Genomic DNA, 20,028 nt, shown 5'->3' on the forward strand with positions numbered 1-20,028 from the left:
TAAACAGAAGTTAAACTCGCCACTCTGCGGCCGCACGGTAATCCTCCGGAGTATTGATATTCAGCAGCGGGGACGGCCCTCCATCCAAGGCGCCCGTAAAGCCCGCTTCCGGTACATACAGAACCTCCATACTTTCCAGCCATTCCATGACCTTTAACCTTCCGTGCAGCAGGGCATTTTCCAAGCCGGGAAGGACATCCTTATGGTACAGCCCCAGCAGCGGCTGCGCTTTGCCTGACTGTGACACCGGCACCACCACAAGCGGCCCGGAGCCTTCCCCCGCTGAATCTGCGTCCACACGCTTTTCGTCCCGCTTCAAAGTGTCCACAATGTACCGCATAAACGCCGCGGAGGCAAACGGCAAATCGCAGGGGGCGGTCAAATACCATTCCGCGTCCAAAGCGGTCATCCCCGCATGAAGCCCCGCCAGTGGACCGCACCCCGGGAAGCGGTCCACAGCCTGCGGAAGCCCCAGGAAGCGGTAACCCTCCCGCTCCTCCGGCCCGCAGGCGATCGTGATCGGCTCCGCGACTTCCCCGAGCGCGGCGGCAACCCGGGCAATAGCGGGAATGCCCCCGAAATCCAGAAGAGACTTATCGGCGCCCATCCGTCTGGAGCGGCCTCCGGCGATCAGAATACCGGCAATATGCATAACGTCACCGCCTTTTTTTTGACAAAAGTATCTTACTAAATGGAAGTATAATCCTTAAAATCCTATAGATTTAGCAAAATAAGAAAATGCTGGTTTGTACACCTTTTCAACAAATGTTACGATGATAGCAGCGGCTATGACCGGCTCTTATTTATCATACACGGCATTTACGGGAGGAGAGCACCCAAGTTGCGGAAGAATACTGGAAATCCATCAACCTTCACATCCTTGAAATGGTTCAACTTTTTCCTATACGGAACAATGGTTCTATTCACCAGTTTCTTCCAGCTGTATCTGCAGGACGTAGGGATAAATAAGCTGGAAATCGGTGTCTTAATGTCGATCGGACCGCTCGTGTCGGTCCTCGCCAACCCGTTCTGGGGAATATGGACCGGCCGATATCAGAATAACAGAGGCGTCGTATTGCTGATGCTGGCAGGGACGCTTGTGTTCTCTCAGATTATTTTTCAGGCAAATACATATGAAACGGTCTATACTGCGATAATTCTGTTCTATTTCTGCCAGACCCCGCTGTTCGCGCAGAGCAATACGCTCGTCTTAAGCTATATCGAGGGAACGCCTCTACGCTTCGGCTCCTTTCGTCTCTTCGGATCGCTTGGCTGGGCACTGACGGCTATAGCCGCGGGCCCGGTTATTCAGTATGGCGGCGTCTCGGTGCTGCCCTACCTGTTCGCGGTCCTGCTGGGCTTATCCATCGTATCGCTCGCCGCCATGCCTAAGCTGCGCAGCTCAATCGGACCAGCGCCTTTGCCGCTTAGAGGGTTCGGCCTGCTGTTCAGGAATCCTTATTTCCTGTTTTTTATCTTTTTCGGCATGCTGGTAGCCATTCCGAACACCATAAATAATACGTTCATGTCGCTCTATATCAATGATATGGGCGGCTCCAAGACGATGATCGGCCTGGCCGTGTTCCTCTCCTCCATCCTTGAAGCGGGGGTGTTCATGCTGTGCAAACGCTATTTGCGGCGCAAAATTTCCGTTCTCACCGGCTGGCTGGCGCTGGTCAGCGTTCTGTTCGTGCTGCGGTGGTGGCTGATGTCTCAGGCAACGCTTCCGCTTGAGGTGGCCTTTATTCAAATTTTACATTCCATAACGTTCGGCGGCTTCTTCTACGTAGGGACAGAGTTGACGATGCTGCTTATTCCTGCACCGTACCGCTCCTGCGGGCAGGCTCTCTACACCTTGTCCTGGGGCGGAATTTCCGGCATGATCGGCGGTATTCTTGGCGGATGGCTGTTTCAGTATCTCGGCGCCCAGAGCATGTACGAATTCTGTGTCTTCCTGTCACTCATCGGCGCGCTGGGGTACGGAGGAATGTGGCTTTTTGTCAACAGAGGCGGTTACCGGCATACCTCGGCGATCCATGATGAACTTGAAGAGGGCAGCGTTTAGCGTGCATTTATTAAGAATTTCCCGTCATTTTTTTGTCCAGCTGCTCCAAGACGAAAGGCCATGCCTGCTCGTGCGCGTTTCTGGAATCCTCATTATAAAATCCCGTATGTGTAAGACTTAGCAGCGTCCCGCTGTTCCGGGGAACCAGCTCGACTGTGACAATAGTCTCGGCTCCCCCGGTCCCCCCTTCTCCCGTAACCCATGTCAGTTCAACAAGACGGTCTTGTTCGAGCCTAATAAACCGGCCGTAGTGGGGATGCCTCCGCTCCACGCCGTCCGTCCCGCCGGGGGAAGTGGTCTCAAAAAAGAAGACGGTATTGACTTGACCCTGCATGATCACCGAACCAGGGGCTGCAAACCAACGGTCGAACTGCTTGGTCCACGCTTGAAAAAGAACTTCAGGCGCTGCATCCATCTGCCGCTCCACTTTTAAAGAAAAAGCCATCGAATCCTCATTCCTTTCTCTTCAAGTTATTAAACGATTAAACACTTTGGATTGCAAAAAAACGGCTGACACGCTTTCGGGCGGCAGCCGTTTCTCTTATGATCTGAACTTTAGCCCTGCTTCGGCGGCTGATACGAGCTCTTGAGCGAAACAATCAGGTTGAAGACAGGTTGACCAGGCTCGGAGTACCGGCTGTCCACGTTAAAGTAACCATGCCGGAAAAATTGGAACTTGTCCTGCGGTTTGCTGTCCTTCAGCTCGGGCTCCACGAAGCCGTGCAGGATTTCAAGCGATTTCGGGTTCAATTGGTCAAGGAAGGACCCCGTCCCCTTATCAGCGGCTTCCTGTCCTTCGGCCTCCCCTTCATTTTCGGTTTCCTCCGCCAGAATCAGCGGCTCATACAGGCGGAATTCCGCAGCAGCCGCGTGGCTCGCCTCCACCCAGTGCAGCGTTCCTTTCACCTTGCGGCCGGTAAAGCCGCTGCCGCTCTTCGTTTCCGGATCGTAGGTGCAGTGCAGCTCGGTTACTTCGCCGTTCTCATCCTTGATTACTTCGTTGCATTTGATGAAATAGGCATGCTTCAGGCGCACCTCATTGCCCGGGAACAACCGGAAATATTTGCTCGGCGGATTCTCCATAAAATCGTCGCGTTCAATGTAAATCTCGCGGGAGAACGGAATTTGCCGGCTGCCCATTTCCTCGTTCTCACTGTTATTTTCCGCTTCCAGCCATTCGACCTGACCCTCTGGATAGTTGGTAATGACGACCTTGAGCGGACGAAGCACGGCCATCGTGCGCGGCGCCTTCAGCTTCAGATCCTCGCGGATAAAATGCTCCAGCATTTGCAGATCAACCAGGCCTTGGCTCTTGGAGATGCCCGTCTCGTATACGAAGGCGCGGATCGCATCCGGCGTGTACCCGCGGCGGCGAAGACCCGATATCGTCGGCATCCGCGGATCGTCCCAACCGTCGACATGCCCTTCATCCACCAGCAGCCTCAGCTTCCGCTTGCTCGTCACGGTCTGCGCCAGATTCAGGCGGCCGAATTCATATTGATGCGGCGAGGCAGGCATTTCGCATTCAGCGATAACCCAGTCATAGAAAGGGCGCTGATCCTCGAACTCCAGGGAACAGAGGGAATGCGTCACGTTCTCGATGGCATCCTCAATCGGATGCGCGTACGCGTACATCGGGTAAATGCACCATTTGTCGCCCGTGTTGTGGTGATGGGCATGGGTAATGCGGTAAATGACCGGGTCGCGGAGATTGATGTTGGGCGAAGCCATATCGATCTTGGCGCGCAGCACCTTTTCGCCGTCCTTGAACTCGCCAGCACGCATGCGGCGGAATAGATCGAGATTCTCTTCGACGCTGCGGTCGCGGTACGGGCTATTCTTCCCCGGTTCGGTCAGCGTGCCGCGAAGCTCGCGGATTTGGTCCGCGCTGAGATCGTCGACGTAAGCCTTGCCCTTGTTAATTAATAGCTCCGCCCGCTCGTACATCTCTTCGAAATAGTTGGAAGCGAAGCGCAGATTCTCCCAATCATAACCGAGCCATTTCACATCTTCCTCGATCGATTTGACATACTCCGTATCTTCCTTCAGCGGATTCGTGTCGTCAAACCGCAGGTTCGTCTTGCCGCCGAACTCGTCGGCCAGCGTGAAATTGATCCAAATCGCCTTGGCATGTCCGATGTGGAGATAGCCGTTCGGTTCCGGGGGGAACCGGGTGACGACTTCATTCACTTTGCCGGAGCGGAGATCTTCGGTAATGACATTTTTAATGAAATTGGAGGGGGTGCTTCGGTTCTCCACAGCAATCAACCTTTCATTCTATAGTTCTTGTCCTTGTTCTTGTATAAACATGTTTCCTCTTAATATACCCGTTACGCCGGGATTGTTCAATAAAATGGCATACCCGCCCAGGGCGCCGGTTCCCTTTGACTTCCCGCCGGTCCATGGAGTAGCATGAGGTTCAGAAGGAGGCGAGCGGATGAAACCGATTAAAATGCCACAAGAGCATCGGGAAGCGATGCTTGATCATATTCAGGAATTTTTCGAGCTTGAACGCGGCGAAAGCATCGGACGCCTCGCGGCGGACAACCTGCTGGAATTTTTCTTAAAGGAGCTTGGACCTACCGTCTATAACCAGGCGCTGAGCGACTGCCGCACCCTGACGGCGCAGCGGATGCAGGGGCTGGAAGAGGATATTTATGCCCTGGAATGGAAAGAAGGGCGGTAATAACCGGGATTCATGGTTTGCAAAGAGCACGGCAGAAAAAAAGGGAGGCTGCAGTTTGTTCCATTTTGTTATTGATGATGAGCTTGTGCTTAAGCCGCTGGCGGCTGAGCATGCCCTGCCCATGTTTGAGCTGGTCGACCTCTCAAGGGTCCGTCTTAGCCAGTGGCTGCCTTGGGTAGACAGCGTGACGGAGCATGCTCATATCACAAGCTATATTAAGAACGCCGTTAAGCAAGGCAGCGAGAACGGCGGCTTCACCGCGGGCCTGTGGGTGGGCGGCGAATTCGCCGGCGTTATCGGATTTCATGAAATCGATTGGCATAACCGGTCAGTCGGCATCGGCTATTGGCTTGGCGAGGGCTATTGCGGCAAGGGATACATGACGAGTGCCTGCCGGGTATTTATCGACCATGCCCTGATGGAGATGGAGCTGAACCGGGTAGAAATCCGCTGCGCAACGGGTAATACGCCAAGCCGGGCTATTCCCCAGCGCCTGGGTTTCGTGCTGGAAGGGGTAATCCGGGAAGCCGAGCTGCTGCCGTCAGGCTATGTCAATCATGCCGTGTACGGCATGCTGCGCAGCGAGTGGAAGATGCTGAGATAGCCTCCTGGGGTAAGGCTGTCGCCGACAGAAGAAGCCCCGTAAAAACGCGGGGTCGAACGCTCATATTGGTAAATCAGGCTTTCGCCTATTATTCAGCCGCGTCCAGCCACGTCTGAAACTTCAACCGGACGACGGATGAAAGGCTGCTTAGCCTGACCAGCTCTTCAAGGCCTTGCTTGTCCCCGCGCCCGGCTTCCATCATATGCAGCACGCGCGACACCGGCACGCCGCCGTCACCGGAGGAAATCTTCACGACCCCCGAGCCGGATGCCAGTTCCCCTTCGCGCAGCACCCGGAAATAGAAGCCGCTGAAGCCCGTCTTCAGCACCTGCGCGGGCATATCCGCCGGACCGTGCTTTTGCGAGAGCTTAAAGCAGGGGTAGCGGGGCTGGCTCACCTGAAGAAGCGCGCCGCCGATCTCGTAGATGTCCCCGATGCACACCTCCGTTTCGAGCAGCCCGACGGTTGTCGCATTTTCCCCGAAGGCGGCGTAGTCCAGCTTCTTGCCCAGCCACTCTTCCCAGTAGGCGTAATGCTCCGACGGATACACGCAGACGGCTTTGTCCGGTCCTCCGTGATTGACCAGATCGGCTTGTCCATCCCCGGTCAGCCCGCCGGCGGACACATGCACAGGCCCCTCCACAGGCGATTTGTAGATGCCCGTCTCCAGCGATTTTCCGCGATAAAGGGCCGTAACCGGCATCCCCACATTCAATGATATGATCTTCATGACCATCCCCGCTTTCATTTCGTTTCATCGGTGGCTATCCGAGACGGCAGCTCATAAATACCTCGTCCACATAGCGGCCTGCAAGATAAAATTCCTCCCGCAACCGCCCTTCTTCATCGAACCCGCATTGCTCATAAAATGCCAGGGCCGCAGCGTTGCAGGACAGCGCGCGCAGCCGAAGCTTGCGGATGCCGCGCGCAGCCGCCAGCTCCTTAACGGCTTCGATCAGGCTTCGGCCGATTCCGAGTCGCTGCCAACCTGGATGGACAGCGATATGAATCTCATAGACATGCCGGTTGCTCTTCATTCCGGTAGGGCAGCCGAAGCCGACATAACCGCACAGCGTGTCCCCTTTCACCGCCACAAGCTGGGAACCAGGAGGCGCATGCAGCAAATAGTCCTCGCTCGACCGCCATGACAAGGCCGCAGGAGCCGTATCCTCCGTCCATATCAGATGATCCAGCATAATCAGCTCCCGAACGTCGCGAAACTCCGAGAACCGGATGAACAGTGTCTCTCTGTCTATGTGAAGCATTTTGGTATCCCCCTTGCTTATAAACGGCGCATAGAATAAACGCCGATTTATTGAAGCTTCCCTCTCTCCCTGCGGTTAAGCCGACTTCGACGATCCTGCGGATTCCGCAAGCAGCGCACGGCGGTTGCCATGCGCATGAATCAGGAAAAATCCCGCCGACAGCGCCGCCATCCCGCACGCCAGCCAAGCGGTAGGGGCCAGTCCCCCTTCATCGTACAGGCTGCCCATGAAGAAAGGCCCCAGCACTCTGCCGACCGCGCCGATTCCGCCGGTCAGCCCAAGATAGAACGGAGCGCCCCGGTCGGCATGCTCCGAGATGAATGCCGGCATGGCCGGAGAAATGAGCATCTCCCCAAGCGTGGTCAGCAGCATCGCCAGCACCATGCCGCTGTAGCTTGGCAGCGTCAGAATGACGGCATAGCCGCTAAGGTAGAAAAAAGCGCTCGCCGTCATTTGCGCCGCCGCTTCGGCCGCGAACCAGCGCCTGATCAGGCTCACCAGCGGCTGCGCCGCGAAGATCAGGATGCCGTTAAGCGTCCACAGGAAGCCGTAATATTTCTTCGGCAGATCTTCCGAAATAATGAACGGCGACACGCCCGTATTCCAGATGGAGTTGCCGATCAGCAGAAACAGCGACCCGAGAGCCATGAACAGATAAATCCGGGTGTTGCCCAGCAGCTTCCAATTGGATACTGGCCGTGACTGCGCCTTCTTGGACTCAGCCGGAACGGTTTCTTGCACGCCGCCTGCTTTTCTCAGGTAAACAAAGAAAAAGACGGCAAATAGAGCGGAAGTCGCGCCATTCATCACGAAGCTCAGCATATAGGAAATATCGGCCAGAAATCCGCTCAGCGCCGTTCCGACTGCGACTCCGATATTGTTCGCGACATAGACGATATTGAACAGCTCGGCCCGCCGCCCGGCGAACCGGAAGCCGATGAATGCCTGAATAGCCGGCATGGACAGCGCATTGAACAGACCGACGAGGCCCATTGCAATCATGAACGCCGTCCAATTGGCGCTTGCCGCAGGGAGGGCGAACAGGGCCAGCGCATTTAGGGCCAGCGCGCCGACAATCAGCTTGTTCACCCCGACCTTATGATACAGTGAGCCGCCGAGCAGCTGCCCGGCAATGCCGCCAAGCGATTGAATCAGAATAACGAGTCCGGCGTCCTTCATGCTCCGTCCGAGCTCGTCAAATACATACATCGTAACAAGCGGCCACATCAGCGCGCTGCCGGTCGCGTTAATCAAGCTTGCGATCAAGAATACCTTGACTTCTCTAGGATAGTTGTCCAAAAACCTCATTTGCCTATACATCCCCTGTAATCTACATGTCAGTTAATGCTATCTAGTATTACGCCTAACTGACGCTTAGGGCAAGCCTGTGCATTGACGCTTTAACGCAGCTCAACTTGGACCGTTGCGGAGAAAAAGGTCGCTCCCTTCCCCATATCGCTCAGCCGGTCCGGGGTAAGCACATTGCTTCGCTGCGAACGGTCTTTTCCTTCCCACCATAGCCCCTGGCTGATGACGATGCCGGGCAGCATCCGGTCGGTTACCGCCGCCCAAATCTGTATCATGCCGCGGTCGTTATACACTTTGACCTCATCCCCTTCGGCAATTCCCCGCTCCGCCGCATCCGTGGGATGAATTTGCAGCGTGGGCCTCTTCTCCAGACTTTGATGCTTCCCGATGTTGGAGAAGGTGGAATTGAGGAAATTATGGTTCGGCGGCGATATGAACATAAGCGGATATTTATCCCCTTCATCCGGACGCCGGATGCCGTCAAAGCCTTCGACAAGCGGAGTATAGGTTGGCAGCGGCGGCAGTCCCGCATTCTCGAGCGCCCGGGAGTACAGCTCAATTTTGCCGGATGGCGTGGGCAGGTTATCCAGATACCGTTCTTTAGGCGTCATATCCAGTTTGACGTGCCGCTCGGCCTTCAGCCGCTCCAGCGTCACTCCGTTCAGATACGGATTGCGCGGATAGTCCAGCGCCTCGCGGATCATGTCTTCCTCGCTTTGCCCGAAGGCTTCCTCGTCAAAGCCCAGGGCCTTTCCCAGCAGTGAGAACAGTTCGACATTGCTCTTGCACTCTCCCGGGGCTTGTAACACCGGCTCCTGAAGCTGGATATAATGATGCCAGTAAGAACTGTATAAATCGGTATTCTCAAAAGTCGACGTTGCGGGCAGCACAATGTCAGCGTATTTGGCTGTATCCGTCAGAAAAAGATCATGCACGACCGTGAACAGGTCTTCGCGCGCGAATCCGCGCCGCACCCGGTCCGCGTCCGGCGCGACGACGAGCGGATTGCTGCAGTAGACGAACAGCCCCTTGATCGGCTGCTCCGTCATTTCCAGCGCTTCGCCGATCCGGTTCATATTAATGCTGCGCACCCGCGGGTTCGGGCGAAGATCAGGACGCTCCAGCGCCCGGGAATTCATCCCGGCATACCCGCCGTTGCCCTTGGTCGCGCCTCCCCCCTTCTTCAGCCACTGTCCGGTCAGCGCCGGCAGACAGGCGATGCTGCGCACCGCCATGCCTCCGTTGTCGTGATGCTGAAGCCCGTTGCCGATGCGGATAAAAGACACCGCCGCCTCTCCGTACAGTTTACCCAACCGTTCAATGTCTTCAACTGGGATGCCCGTAATGGCCGCCACGGCCTCCGGCGTATACTCTTCCGCCTGCTTCCGCAGTTCTTCATGCCCCACCGTGTAAGTCTTGAGGAAATTCGCGTCCGTCATCCCGTCGCGGAACAAAATATGCATGATGCCGAGCGCCAGCGCCGCATCCGTCCCCGGATAGAGCGGCAGGAACCAGTCGGCCCACTGCGCCGTGCGGTTCTTATGAACGTCGATGACGATGATCTTGGCGCCCTTCTTCCGGGCCTGCTCGGCCAGCACAACCTGATGCATATTAGTGCTGACGATATTTCCGCCCCAGACGATGATCAGATCGGCGTTCACTGTATCCTCCGGGCTTGTCCCGCCGTTGAAGCCCATTGTATATTTCCAGCCCGCACTTCCGGCGGCATTGCAGATCGTCTGCTCCAGGCGGCTTGCTCCAAGCGCGTTGAAGAACCGGCGATCCATGCCCTCCACACTGAGAACGCCCATATTGCCGTAGAAGCTGTAAGGCAGAATGCTCTCCGGCCCGTATTCTTCTGACAGGCTGCGGAATTTGCCGGTAATCTCGGCAATCGCCTCATCCCAGCCGATCGGTTCGAATAGGGCCTCCCCTTTGCGTCCCACGCGCCGAAGCGGGGTTGTCAGCCGATCGGGATGATGGACGCGCTGCGCCATATTCCTGACTTTATTGCAGATGGCCCCCCTCGTATCCGGATGCTCGGGATTTCCTTCGACTTTTACAATTTTTCCATCTTTCTTATGCACAAGAAGCCCGCAAGTGTCGGGACAATCCAGCGGGCATACCGCCGAAAATACACCGTTCTCCAATTTCTCCATACCCGCAGCCCTCCTTATTTTCACTGTTGTTATTGTATAATTTAACGTTCTCTTGCGTAAAGGCGAATTGTGCAGGGAAACTGATTCATTCCGGCAATTGCCGGGTAATAGAAAGCATGAAATACTCCCTATTGACTTCGCCGTAAGCATCGGTTTCGTTCCCCCGGACCGTTGGCTGTTACGGCGAACTTTGTTTTGTCGTAATTGTCTGCCGCATACGGACATAAAAAGGCACCGCTCCACTGGGAACGGTACCTTATTTAGCCGGATATTCTTATAATTTAAAGTCGACTATTGCCGTAAAATCTCAGGAATTATGCGTGTTTCTTCACACCTGCAGACGCTACGCTGTCCAGCGGTTGAACCGCTGCAGGGGATTTGCGCAGGTAGGCGTTCCAGTAGGCGCCAGCTACAAAGAGGGCTCCGCCTGCCAGGTTGCCCAGCCAAACCGGCACGAAATTGCCAAGGTACTGTCCCCAAGAAAAATGGCCTTCGAAAATGGCCGCCGGAATCAGGAACATGTTGGCGACAACGTGCTGGAATCCAATGGCGACGAAAGCCATGGTCGGGAACCAGATACCGAAAATTTTGCCGCTGAAATTGTCGGCGCCGTAGGACAGCCAGACCGCCAGCGCGACGAGCCAGTTACAACCGATACCCGAGATGAAAGCCTGAAGGAACGTAGCGTCCAGTTTGTGTTCCGCCAGTTCAACCAGCTTGTCAAGGTAGACGCCGTCGGCGGTCAGACCAACGACATGGCCGAAGAAATAAGCCACAAACAGTGCTCCCACAAAATTGCTCAGCGTAATCAGAATCAGATTCTTAATCGTCTCTCCGAACGTAATCTTCTTGGAAAACAATGCGAGCGGCACAGCCATCATATTGCCGGTCAGCAGTTCGCCCCCTGCCAGAAGCACGAGAATGAGTCCGACCGGGAACACCGCCGCCCCGATAAAGCTGGCGATAGATCCCCATTCCTTCGGCGCGCTGGCAATGACGCGAATATCAAGCAAATACCCTAGAGCGATGAATGCTCCTCCCAAAAAGCCAAGGATAAGCACGGTGAGCAGAGGGTTGTGAGCCTTCTTGATTCCGTTTTCCACCGTCACTTCGGCTATTTGCTGCGGTTTGTTATAAGCCATGTTTCCTGTCCCCTTCTAAAATTTACTTTAAATTTTTGCTTTAGGTCTCATTGTAGCGCTTCGCCCCTCACATTTACGTGATAATTATCACTTGAGAAAACTAACAAGTGAAAATTTTCACTTCCGTGTCAAAATTTAAATCGCTTCCGGCAATTGGAAAAATCATGCATGCAGATACGCGTTTATTCCTGCGGATAAGCAAAAAACCGGGGCCGCCGGGCTCCGGTTTTCAAGCGATATTTTCAGTAGCATGTATTTAAATAAGGAAATTTACCCGTTATACTCTGACCGGCTGTCTGCTCTCTATAGTCTTCGGCAGCGCCTGAAGGCCGACGGTGTTCAAGAAGTTCCATGGCTTGTTGTAATGCGGCTGGAAGAAGAAATCGATGAAGGCAAGCTGGTCGACCGTCATGCCGTTCTGAATGCAGACCGAAATCGTATTGATCGATTGTGTCAGATCCGCCTTGGACATGATCTGCGCTCCCAGAATACGGCGTGTGCAGCGCTCAAAGACTACCTTGAGCTGAACCGCCTCGAAGGTAGGCATGAATTCCGGACGGTAGTTGTCCGTAATCATCACTGCTTCGGCGTCGATTCCCTCGTTCTTTGCGGCGGTTTCGGTTAAGCCGGTTCCGGCAATGTTGTCCTCGTAAATTTTGATGCCCGAAGTACCCTGGGTACCCATATATGGAATTGTGTTGTTCACCAGATTGCGGGCAACCAGCGTACCCATCCGTACGGCGTTAGTCGCCAGCGGGATATAGGCTTTTTTACCAGTTGGATTGTAGTGAATCGCGCAGCTGTCTCCTGCTGCAAACACATCCGGCGCGCTGGTACGCATATACTCGTTCACGATAATCGCTCCGTTGCCGAGCATATCGACCTGCCCCTTCAGCAGTTCCGTATTCGGACGGAAACCGATGCAGAGGATGACCAGATCGGCTTTGTATTCGCCTTTGTCGGTAACGATGGTCGTGACTTTACCGTTCTCGCCTTTGAAGGAGCTGACCTTTTCGCCCAGCGCCAGTTCAATGCCGTGATCCTTTAGAGACTGTTCAATCGGATTCGTAAACTCGGGGTCAAGATATTTGCTCAGAATGCGCGTCTCGGCGTCGATCAATGTAACCTTTTTACCGTTAAGCTGGAATGCCTCGACCAGTTCGACGCCGATGTAGCCTGCTCCAACAACTGCGATATGCTTAGCGTGCTGCGCTTTTTCGATAATCGTGTTGGAATGTTGGAAGTTTTTCGAAAGCACAATGTTATCAAGTTCAATTCCCTCAAGCTTCGGCATAATCGGCCAAGACCCTGTCGTTACAATCAGCTTGTCGTAGGTGTCGTCGAATTCCTTGCCTGTGCTTAGGTCGCGGGCGCGCAGCGTTTTGTTCTTCGTATCAACGGAGACTACCTCATGGCGCATTTTGGTCTTGACTCCAAGCTCGGCCAGCTTCTCCGGGGAGGAATAGAACAGCCCCTGCGGGTCCTTCACCACGCCTCCGACATAAAGAGCGATGCCGCAGGACAAGAACGAAATGTTGTCGTTTCGCTCATACACGGTAATCTCGGCCTCCGGATACAGCTGGGCAGTGTTGACAATCGCGGCGGTTCCTGCGTGGGTACAACCGATAACAGCTACTTTCATGATTTCTTCCTCCTCCAATTTTGAAAATTCTCTTTTTTATGGGATATTAAGTGAGTGTGACTTATTTCACTTAATGTCATCATTATATTGTGATAATTATCACGTTTCAACCCTTTTTCGCTTTTTTAACAAATCGTTCACATTTAAACAATATTAGGCAGTTCCAAAAAAGTTTGTTTTAGTTTGCCCGCTTGCCCGCACATTATGTCAGTGACAGGTTAAGCAGCCAGTCTCTCGGTACACCGTATCATCAAGCGATTTGCCGGCGGTAAGGGAGGAATTTCAATTTTTCTGTAAAAAAACCCCCGGATTCGCTGGCGAACCCGGAGGTTTAAATTTTATACAAAATGTCAAAAAATTCACATTATAAAAGGCCGATCAGTGTACCTTCTCTGTCAATCTGTATACCCTCGGCAGCAGGCTTGGCCGGCAGTCCCGGCATCGTCACAATGCTGCCGGTAATCACAACGGCAAATCCCGCCCCCAGCGAGAGCGTTATGTCGCGAACCTGAACCGTGAAGCCCTCGGGCGCTCCAAGCAGGCGCGGCTGGTCGGAGAAGGAATACGGCGTCTTGGCCATGCACACCTGCAAATGGCTTAAGCCCAGCCTTTCGATCAGCGCCAGACTGCGTTTGGCCGCCGGACTGAAGGCGACATCGGCGCCGTGGTATATTTCTTTGACAATTTTTCCAATCTTAGATGGGATATCCAGATCGTCCTTGTACAGCGGCGCATAGGCGGATGTATCCGAGCCGGACAACAGCTTCTTGAGCGCGGTGGCCAATTCCAGCCCCCCGGCGCCGCCCTCGGCCCATGCCTTGGAAATGGCGACAGGCACATTTAGACGGCGGCAGGCCGCCAGCACTTCCTGAATTTCCGCTTGGCTGTCGCCTTCAAAATGATTGAGAGCCACCAGCACCGGAACGCCGAATTTCCGCAGATTCTTAATATGCCGCTGTATATTGGCAAGTCCGGCAATCAGCGCCGCCCGGTTCCCGGCATACAGCTCACTTTTAGGGACACCGCCGTTATACTTCAGCGATTTCACCGTAACGACCAATACGGCCGCAGAAGGCTTAAGGCCTGCCTGGCGGCATTTGATGTCCATGAATTTCTCCGCTCCAAGATCGGCGCCGAAGCCTGCTTCCGTCACGACAACTTCGCCCAGCTTCAGCGCGTAACGGGTGCCGATCACACTGCTGCAGCCATGCGCGATATTGGCAAACGGTCCGCCATGCACGATGACCGGCGTACCCTCCAGCGTCTGCACCAGATTCGGTTTAATCGCCTCTTTCAGCAGGGCGGTCATGGCGTCCACCGCTTTCAGACTGCCCGCCGTCACCGGCTGCCCTTCGCGGTCATAGCCGATCAGCATCCGGCCAAGGCGTTCCCGCAAATCGGCCAGATTATCGCATAGGCATAGCACGGCCATGATTTCGGAGGCGGTGGTGATCAGAAATCCGCTCTCCCGGACCGTCCCGTTGCCGTCGCCAAGCCCTGTCACGATGCTGCGCAGACTGCGGTCGTTCATATCCATAACCCGTTTCCATACGATCTTCTGCGGGTCCAGCCCGAGCTCATTGCCCTGGAAGATATGATTGTCAATCATGGCCGACAGCAAATTATGGGCGGATGTCACCGCATGGATATCACCCGTAAAATGCAGGTTGATCTCATCCGCCGGAATAATCTGCGCTTTTCCGCTGCCTGTCGCCCCGCCCTTCATGCCAAGACAAGGACCAAGCGACGGTTCCCGCAGCGCAGCCACTGTCTTGACGCCTGCTTTGTTCATGGCCTGCGCCAGGCCAATGGTCGTCAGCGTCTTGCCTTCCCCCGCAGGGGTTGGATTCATTGCGGTGACCAGCACCAGCTTGCCGTCCGGACGGCCCTTGATCTCATCCCACAGGGATGGAGCCAGCTTGGCCTTATATTTGCCGTACAATTCCAGATGATCTTCATGAATTCCCGTCTCTGCCGCAACTTCCGTAATTAACTTCATGCCCGTATACTAACCCCCTGAAACATAATTTCCTAAACCTGTCCGCCAGCCATCGTATTTCATCAGCATGCCGTACATTAAGCTTCTTATTACAGGATACAAGGTCCTCGAGAAGCGTCAAGCCTTATTTTCAGGCTTTATCCCGTTATCTAATTAACTCCATACGACAAGAAGAAACGGCTGCGCCGTCCTGTTAGCAGCTTAAGCTTCCGAAGTAGCGATACGAGTATCGCTTTTAGGTATCGTTTCTCGTAGAAATATAAGGCAAATGATAAGCGCGAAGCTTATACTTTCTTATATTTTGAAAAAAGCCTTCCGGAAAGGGAAAAACCGAGTTCCGGAAGGCTTCGATGCGAGTTCACAATTACCGACCGCGATGCTTGTCCTTCGCTTTCTTGCGGGCGATCTCGCGTTTGCTTTCGACAAGCTCTTCCTTGCGGGCTTTATTCATCCGGGATGAATCCAGCTTGCGCTTCGTAAGTTCCAGCCTGACGGCTTCCTGGCTTAATGTGCCGCTGCCCCGGCCTCGGGACTCCCTGGCCGCTTCCCTCGCACGCCGCTTCGGATTGCTGACGCGCAGGGCCGGCTTGGGGACGGCCACTCCGCAGGATAGACCATCCGTTACCTCTTGAAGCCGGTAAAGAACGAATTCCCAAATTTCCTGCGGCGTTGGCTCCGCGCCAAAGACGTACCGCCCGGCCTTGACGACTCCGTTCTCTTCAATTTCAACAATTCCGACCCAAAAAGGATCCTCGAAAAATACCGTCAATTTCATCGGTATTCCCCCTCTTTTCAAAAATACGAAACGAGGGACATCCCGAGGGGGAAGGTTACTGACACGGAGGTATTGGCGGTGGGGGGCAGCGGATATGCATACCTCCCGCCGCGCCGCCTCCATGCGTCCGGACTACCGACCGGAGCTGTGTTTTTACGTTTCCCTTTCATCTTACCTTATCCCCGGCGAATTTCAAACGCGGTTATTGACAAATGTCAGAACGAAGACATACGCGGGGTTAACCCGCAGGCTTCCGCAATGAGCTGATACGATTTCAGCTTGTCCGAAAAGCGGTGCATGACACTTCCGATCATCACTTCCTCGCACCCGAACCGGTCGCAGAGGTCATGCAGCTGATTTCTGATCTCTTCCGGCGAGCCGACCAGCATGGACCTGCGGCTCTCCTGAACGATATGCTTTTCGTAAGGCGTGTACGGATAAGACAGCGCGTACTCGATGGAGGGGGTCGGCGCAGACACATGCGTCTTGTCCAGCAGAACCGCCGAGAGGTCCATACTGGAGGCCAGCCGGTCGGCCTCTTCCGCTGTCTCCGCGCAGGCCACGAACACGGCGACCATTCCTTTGGGCTTAAGCGACAACGGCGATGGGCAAAAACGGCTGCGGTAGGCTGCCATCGCCTCTTCCCCATCATGAGCGTTAATAAAGCGGGCAAAAGCGAATCCCGTTCCAAGCCCTGCGGCCAATAATGCGCTGTCCTTGCTTGAACCGAGCAGCCAAATTTCCGGCGCCGAACTGCCGGTTGGCATCGCTTGCAGCCCCGCGAAGCGGTGATGCAGATCCGCCCCGTTATGCAGATAGGCTATCAGATCCTTGACTTGCTCGGAAAAATTGTCCGGGTCCGCCTTTCCATATTCCTGCAAGGCCCGGACGGCAAGAGCGCCTCCGCCGGCGGCCCGGCCGATCCCCAGATCAATCCGCCCGGGATATAGAGCCTCCAGCACGCGAAAATTCTCCGCGACCTTATACGCGCTGTAGTGCGGCAGCAGGATACCGCCCGAGCCGATCCGGATAGAGGAGGTAACGGCTGCCAAATGCGCAATAAGCACCTCCGGACTTGACCCGGCAAGACCGGGCGCAAAATGATGCTCGGCCACCCAGAAGCGGGAATAGCCGAGCTTTTCGGCCTCCTGAGCCAAAATGGCGGTCTGCGCAAGCGCCTCGGCCGGCGTGCTGCCCTCCGATACCGGCGACTGGTCAAGCATACTGAGCTTAATCATAGGCAGACTCCCTTTCCATGAAAAAGACGACGGACTCCTTGCAAAAGGCTGCTGTCATCTTTTTCTTCAAATTCGCTTGTTTATGTATTATAGCTTCCGGTCCATAACCTCAAAAAACCCTCCCGGCAAGCCGGAGAGGGTTGAACGCTTGATTCTCCTTTTCCTTAGACCCGTTCGGACAACGCCAGCTTAACCAGCATGGAGGCAAGCTTGCTGCGCTCCTCTTTGCTTCCGACCCTCCACAGCTCCAGAAGCAGCATCTCCTCACTGTTGCGCGGTTCCTCATGAGCCGCCAGGTAATCCGCCACCTTCTCCGCCGCCTGAGCTAACTGCGCCTCGCCGAAGCCGATTTTTCTAGCCAATTGAATCCGCTTGCTTAAGTAAGTGCGGAATGCGTCGAAATTACTCAAGATTTCTTCCCTTTGCCCGGGTTCGATCCGATTGAGTGTCTCCTTCACCAGTCCGATTGCCACGCCACCGTCTTTGCTCACAACATGGTTATGCTCGGACATGTCGCCAGCCTCCTTTAGCGCTAATAGCGGTTTTACACTATTTAACCGGACCGGGTAAAGGTGAATCAAGGTCAAACCTTATTTGGATACCGGCACAACGTTATAATATTCCTCCAGCGTAATGCCTCGTTCCGCGATGGAACGGGCGGCTTCCTTACCCACATACCGAACATGCCAAGGCTCGTACATATAGCCCGTGGAGGCTTCCTTGCCTTCCGGATAACGGATGATATAACCATACTCCGGCGCATGCCGCGCCAGCCAGTCCGCTTCCTTCGTTCCGGCAAAACAGCTCTCCGCCGCGCATGTGCCGTCCTTGCCGGAAAGGTCGATCGCCAGGCCCGTCTGATGCTCGCTGTATCCGGGAACGGCGCTGTAGGTACGCGCTTTATCCTCTCCGTCCCGCTCCGCATAGGCGTTGAACAGGCCCTGCTGCGTCTTCTCGGAGCGATAGGCGGAGACCCCCGCCAAATACACGCCGTCCCGCTTCGCGCCCGCGAACATCTCCTCAAGCGCATGAGCCGCTTCCTTGCGCATCATCCGCTTTTCGATCTTTTCCTTAAATATAAACGGAACGTTGGGATATACCAGATCGGCCGGCTTGTAATTATCGGGCAGCCCGTACTGCTTGTTCACCATGACGCCGATGCTGTCCGGCTCCGTCGCTGCAAGCTGGGCCTCGCCGCCGCCCTGCGTCGCCGGGGAGGCTGACGGGGCGGGCGATTCGCCAGCAGGCTGCGTCCCTCCACCGCCCTGCGCCGCCGGGGAGGCTGACGGGGACGGCGATTCGCTAGCAGGCTGCGTCCCTCCGCTGCCCTGCGTGTCCGCCGGGGAGGCCGACGGGGACGGCGATTCGCCCGGGGGCTGCGCCGCCGCGCCATTCAGGCCAGGCTGATTCACGGATGCGGCCCCTCCGCCAATAGATCTTGCCGGTGATGTATATTTCCCTATTCCCCAGCCGACGGCGATAACGGCCAGGAACAGGAGGGGAATCCATAAGTTTTTGCGCATGATGCTTTCCTCCTTCATAACCGGTAAAGCTGAAGTATAACTATATAGACAGGCCTAGGGCGGCAAATGTTGCAGCCGCCCCCAGTGCAATTCCTGCCAGGTTGTCGTTATCCTGGCCCCGCTTAACGGCCGCGTCTGCCGCCTTTGCGGCCCGCTTCGCCGCTGCGTCCGCTGCCCCGGCCGCTAGGACCGGAGGCGGCTGTGCCGGCGCCGCCGTGCCTGCCGCCGCTCCGGGCCTGTCCGCCGCCAGAGGACGGCTTACCCTGCGACGGCCCGCGCCCGCCGTGCGCGGCGCGTTTGTCCGGCGCCGCGCCATCCTGGCGGCTCCGGCGTCCCGCTCGGCGTCCCGGCTCCGGCCGCCCGCGTCCTTGCCGCGGCCGCTCGTCCGCGAGCCGCCAGCGAACGGCCCGCGCCCGGTCCGCCCGGCCTCGCGGGCCTCGCCCGCACGGGCGCCGCCGCCCGTGCCCGTGGCGAATTTGGCCTCGCCGAATTCGCCCTTCTCAAAGCGGCGGCGCTCCAGCCGCTGCGAAATGCCGCGCTCGATCATCTCAAGCCCGGCGCGGTCGCGCGGCGAGGCGAAGGTGATCGCGAGCCCCTTGCCCCCAGCCCGGCCGGTCCGGCCGATGCGGTGGATGTAGCTGTCCACGTCCAGCGGCATGTCGTAGTTGAAGACATGGGTTACGCCTTCCACATCAAGGCCGCGGGCAGCGACGTCCGTTGCGACGAGAAGCTGAAGCTTCGCCTCCCGGAACGTCTTCATGACCGCCTCCCGCTTATTCTGCGACAGGTCGCCGTGCAGCTCGTCGCAGTCATAACCTGCTTCCCGCAGAGCGTCGCTCAGCTTCGACACCCGGCGCTTCGTCCGGCAGAAGATAATGGCCAAATACGGCCGGTCCCGTTCGATCAGCGCCTTAAGCGCCTCTTCCTTGGTTCGGTCGGTACATTCGATGACCTGCTGGCGGATATTGTCCAGCGGAATCGGAGAACCGCTCTTGATCACAATGTCGAGCGGCTGTTTCATATAGCTGGCCGCAAGCTGCTTGATCGGCTCCGGCATGGTCGCCGAGAACAGCATCGTCTGCCGCCGCGAAGGGATTGCCGTAATCACGCTCTCTACCTCGTCCAAAAAGCCCATATGCAGCATCTGATCCGCTTCATCGAGCACCAGCATATTTACTCCGCCCAAAGCCAGTGTCCCCCGGCGCATATGGTCCAGCAGCCTGCCCGGCGTGCCGATAATGAGATGCCTGCCGCCTTCCAGCTTGCGCAGCTGCTTCTCCACATCCTGTCCACCGTACACCGCCAGAATCTTGATATCGCTCTGGCGCGTAAGCTTCCGCGCTTCCTCCGTAATCTGGAGCGCCAGCTCCCGCGTCGGCGCCATGATCAGCGCCTGCGGAACAGGACGGTCCGGCCTGATTTTATCCAATATCGGCAGCAGAAAAGCCAGCGTCTTGCCCGTGCCCGTCTTTGCTCTTGCTATAACATCCAGCCCCTGCACGAGCGGCGGAATCGCCTCCGCCTGCACCGGGGTAGCCTGTACAATGCCATTCCCTTTAAGAAGCGCGGTCAGCGCCTCTGAAACTCCCAATTCTTTAAAGCCCGGCAATTTCATCACCTCG

Annotated in this window: 18 protein-coding genes; 3 read left to right on the plus strand and 15 right to left on the minus strand. The window is 55.9% G+C overall.

Going from position 1 to position 20,028, the window contains the following annotated elements:
- Nucleotides 1-10: 10 nt before the first annotated feature.
- On the minus strand, nt 11-652 hold the full coding sequence (mobA, locus tag VK70_RS20555) for a molybdenum cofactor guanylyltransferase (protein WP_025700384.1): 642 nt from the start codon (nt 650-652) through the stop codon (nt 11-13).
- Between the two features lie 189 nt (nt 653-841).
- On the opposite strand from mobA, the gene VK70_RS20560 reads away from it, so the two are divergent.
- Complete coding sequence (locus VK70_RS20560; protein WP_025700386.1) at nt 842-2,065, plus strand: MFS transporter; 1,224 nt, start codon at nt 842-844, stop codon at nt 2,063-2,065.
- Between the two features lie 10 nt (nt 2,066-2,075).
- On the opposite strand, the gene VK70_RS20565 is transcribed toward VK70_RS20560, so the two are convergent.
- Together VK70_RS20565 and VK70_RS20570 are read right to left on the minus strand one after the other, a co-directional pair.
- Nucleotides 2,076-2,510 carry an SRPBCC family protein gene (locus VK70_RS20565; RefSeq protein WP_046723679.1) on the minus strand — a complete coding sequence of 145 codons (435 nt, stop codon included), beginning with the start codon at nt 2,508-2,510 and terminating at the stop codon, nt 2,076-2,078.
- A gap of 110 nt (nt 2,511-2,620) precedes the next feature.
- Nucleotides 2,621-4,324, minus strand: a complete 1,704-nt coding sequence (locus VK70_RS20570) for a glutamine--tRNA ligase/YqeY domain fusion protein (protein ID WP_025700390.1) — start codon at nt 4,322-4,324, stop codon at nt 2,621-2,623.
- 178 nt (nt 4,325-4,502) lie between these two features.
- Between VK70_RS20570 and VK70_RS20575 the strand changes: the two genes are divergently transcribed.
- Both VK70_RS20575 and VK70_RS20580 read left to right on the plus strand, forming a co-directional pair.
- Nucleotides 4,503-4,751: a DUF2164 domain-containing protein gene (locus VK70_RS20575; protein ID WP_025700391.1), complete on the plus strand. Its 249-nt coding sequence runs from the start codon at nt 4,503-4,505 to the stop codon at nt 4,749-4,751.
- A gap of 55 nt (nt 4,752-4,806) precedes the next feature.
- The gene (locus VK70_RS20580) at nt 4,807-5,355 is read left to right on the plus strand and encodes a GNAT family N-acetyltransferase (protein WP_025700393.1); all 549 of its coding nucleotides are present in this window, start codon (nt 4,807-4,809) and stop codon (nt 5,353-5,355) included.
- A gap of 88 nt (nt 5,356-5,443) precedes the next feature.
- Here the strand turns inward: VK70_RS20580 and VK70_RS20585 are convergent, their stop codons facing one another.
- The 12 genes from VK70_RS20585 to VK70_RS20640 all read right to left on the minus strand — a co-directional run bounded on the left by VK70_RS20585 (nt 5,444) and on the right by VK70_RS20640 (nt 20,015).
- Complete coding sequence (locus tag VK70_RS20585; RefSeq protein ID WP_081755030.1) at nt 5,444-6,085, minus strand: MOSC domain-containing protein; 642 nt, start codon at nt 6,083-6,085, stop codon at nt 5,444-5,446.
- A gap of 34 nt (nt 6,086-6,119) precedes the next feature.
- On the minus strand, nt 6,120-6,620 hold the full coding sequence (locus VK70_RS20590; protein ID WP_046723681.1) for a GNAT family N-acetyltransferase: 501 nt from the start codon (nt 6,618-6,620) through the stop codon (nt 6,120-6,122).
- A 75-nt stretch (nt 6,621-6,695) separates the two neighbouring features.
- The gene (locus tag VK70_RS20595) at nt 6,696-7,928 is read right to left on the minus strand and encodes an MFS transporter (RefSeq protein WP_046723682.1); all 1,233 of its coding nucleotides are present in this window, start codon (nt 7,926-7,928) and stop codon (nt 6,696-6,698) included.
- Nucleotides 7,929-8,020: 92 nt separating this feature from the next.
- Complete coding sequence (locus tag VK70_RS20600) at nt 8,021-10,087, minus strand: molybdopterin-containing oxidoreductase family protein (RefSeq protein WP_025694984.1); 2,067 nt, start codon at nt 10,085-10,087, stop codon at nt 8,021-8,023.
- Nucleotides 10,088-10,401: 314 nt separating this feature from the next.
- Nucleotides 10,402-11,229 carry a formate/nitrite transporter family protein gene (locus VK70_RS20605; protein ID WP_025694985.1) on the minus strand — a complete coding sequence of 276 codons (828 nt, stop codon included), beginning with the start codon at nt 11,227-11,229 and terminating at the stop codon, nt 10,402-10,404.
- A 277-nt stretch (nt 11,230-11,506) separates the two neighbouring features.
- Nucleotides 11,507-12,871: an FAD-dependent oxidoreductase gene (locus VK70_RS20610; RefSeq protein ID WP_025694986.1), complete on the minus strand. Its 1,365-nt coding sequence runs from the start codon at nt 12,869-12,871 to the stop codon at nt 11,507-11,509.
- A gap of 364 nt (nt 12,872-13,235) precedes the next feature.
- Nucleotides 13,236-14,870, minus strand: a complete 1,635-nt coding sequence (locus tag VK70_RS20615; protein WP_025694987.1) for a formate--tetrahydrofolate ligase — start codon at nt 14,868-14,870, stop codon at nt 13,236-13,238.
- A 364-nt stretch (nt 14,871-15,234) separates the two neighbouring features.
- Nucleotides 15,235-15,645, minus strand: a complete 411-nt coding sequence (locus VK70_RS20620; RefSeq protein WP_025694988.1) for a YjdF family protein — start codon at nt 15,643-15,645, stop codon at nt 15,235-15,237.
- Between the two features lie 215 nt (nt 15,646-15,860).
- Nucleotides 15,861-16,883: an LLM class flavin-dependent oxidoreductase gene (locus VK70_RS20625; RefSeq protein WP_046723683.1), complete on the minus strand. Its 1,023-nt coding sequence runs from the start codon at nt 16,881-16,883 to the stop codon at nt 15,861-15,863.
- 164 nt (nt 16,884-17,047) lie between these two features.
- The gene (locus VK70_RS20630) at nt 17,048-17,395 is read right to left on the minus strand and encodes a DUF3243 domain-containing protein (RefSeq protein WP_025693271.1); all 348 of its coding nucleotides are present in this window, start codon (nt 17,393-17,395) and stop codon (nt 17,048-17,050) included.
- 78 nt (nt 17,396-17,473) lie between these two features.
- Complete coding sequence (locus VK70_RS20635) at nt 17,474-18,406, minus strand: M15 family metallopeptidase (protein WP_052756019.1); 933 nt, start codon at nt 18,404-18,406, stop codon at nt 17,474-17,476.
- Nucleotides 18,407-18,446: 40 nt separating this feature from the next.
- On the minus strand, nt 18,447-20,015 hold the full coding sequence (locus VK70_RS20640; protein WP_233277719.1) for a DEAD/DEAH box helicase: 1,569 nt from the start codon (nt 20,013-20,015) through the stop codon (nt 18,447-18,449).
- Nucleotides 20,016-20,028 lie beyond the last annotated feature (13 nt).

The sequence above is a fragment of the Paenibacillus durus ATCC 35681 genome (assembly GCF_000993825.1).
In the GTDB taxonomy this organism is placed as follows: Bacteria; Bacillota; Bacilli; order Paenibacillales; family Paenibacillaceae; genus Paenibacillus_AQ; species Paenibacillus_AQ durus_B.

Excerpts from the sequence above, each read along its gene's own strand:
- mobA (WP_025700384.1), bottom strand. The coding sequence starts at position 652 with ATGCATATTGCCGGTATTCTGATCGCCGGAGGCCGCTCCAGACGGATG.
- VK70_RS20565 (WP_046723679.1), bottom strand. The coding sequence starts at position 2,510 with ATGGCTTTTTCTTTAAAAGTGGAGCGGCAGATGGATGCAGCGCCTGAA.
- VK70_RS20575 (WP_025700391.1), top strand. The coding sequence starts at position 4,503 with ATGAAACCGATTAAAATGCCACAAGAGCATCGGGAAGCGATGCTTGAT.
- VK70_RS20585 (WP_081755030.1), bottom strand. The coding sequence starts at position 6,085 with ATGAAGATCATATCATTGAATGTGGGGATGCCGGTTACGGCCCTTTAT.
- VK70_RS20590 (WP_046723681.1), bottom strand. The coding sequence starts at position 6,620 with ATGCTTCACATAGACAGAGAGACACTGTTCATCCGGTTCTCGGAGTTT.
- VK70_RS20595 (WP_046723682.1), bottom strand. The coding sequence starts at position 7,928 with ATGAGGTTTTTGGACAACTATCCTAGAGAAGTCAAGGTATTCTTGATC.
- VK70_RS20600 (WP_025694984.1), bottom strand. The coding sequence starts at position 10,087 with ATGGAGAAATTGGAGAACGGTGTATTTTCGGCGGTATGCCCGCTGGAT.
- VK70_RS20605 (WP_025694985.1), bottom strand. The coding sequence starts at position 11,229 with ATGGCTTATAACAAACCGCAGCAAATAGCCGAAGTGACGGTGGAAAAC.
- VK70_RS20610 (WP_025694986.1), bottom strand. The coding sequence starts at position 12,871 with ATGAAAGTAGCTGTTATCGGTTGTACCCACGCAGGAACCGCCGCGATT.
- VK70_RS20615 (WP_025694987.1), bottom strand. The coding sequence starts at position 14,870 with ATGAAGTTAATTACGGAAGTTGCGGCAGAGACGGGAATTCATGAAGAT.
- VK70_RS20620 (WP_025694988.1), bottom strand. The coding sequence starts at position 15,645 with ATGAAATTGACGGTATTTTTCGAGGATCCTTTTTGGGTCGGAATTGTT.
- VK70_RS20625 (WP_046723683.1), bottom strand. The coding sequence starts at position 16,883 with ATGATTAAGCTCAGTATGCTTGACCAGTCGCCGGTATCGGAGGGCAGC.
- VK70_RS20630 (WP_025693271.1), bottom strand. The coding sequence starts at position 17,395 with ATGTCCGAGCATAACCATGTTGTGAGCAAAGACGGTGGCGTGGCAATC.
- VK70_RS20635 (WP_052756019.1), bottom strand. The coding sequence starts at position 18,406 with ATGCGCAAAAACTTATGGATTCCCCTCCTGTTCCTGGCCGTTATCGCC.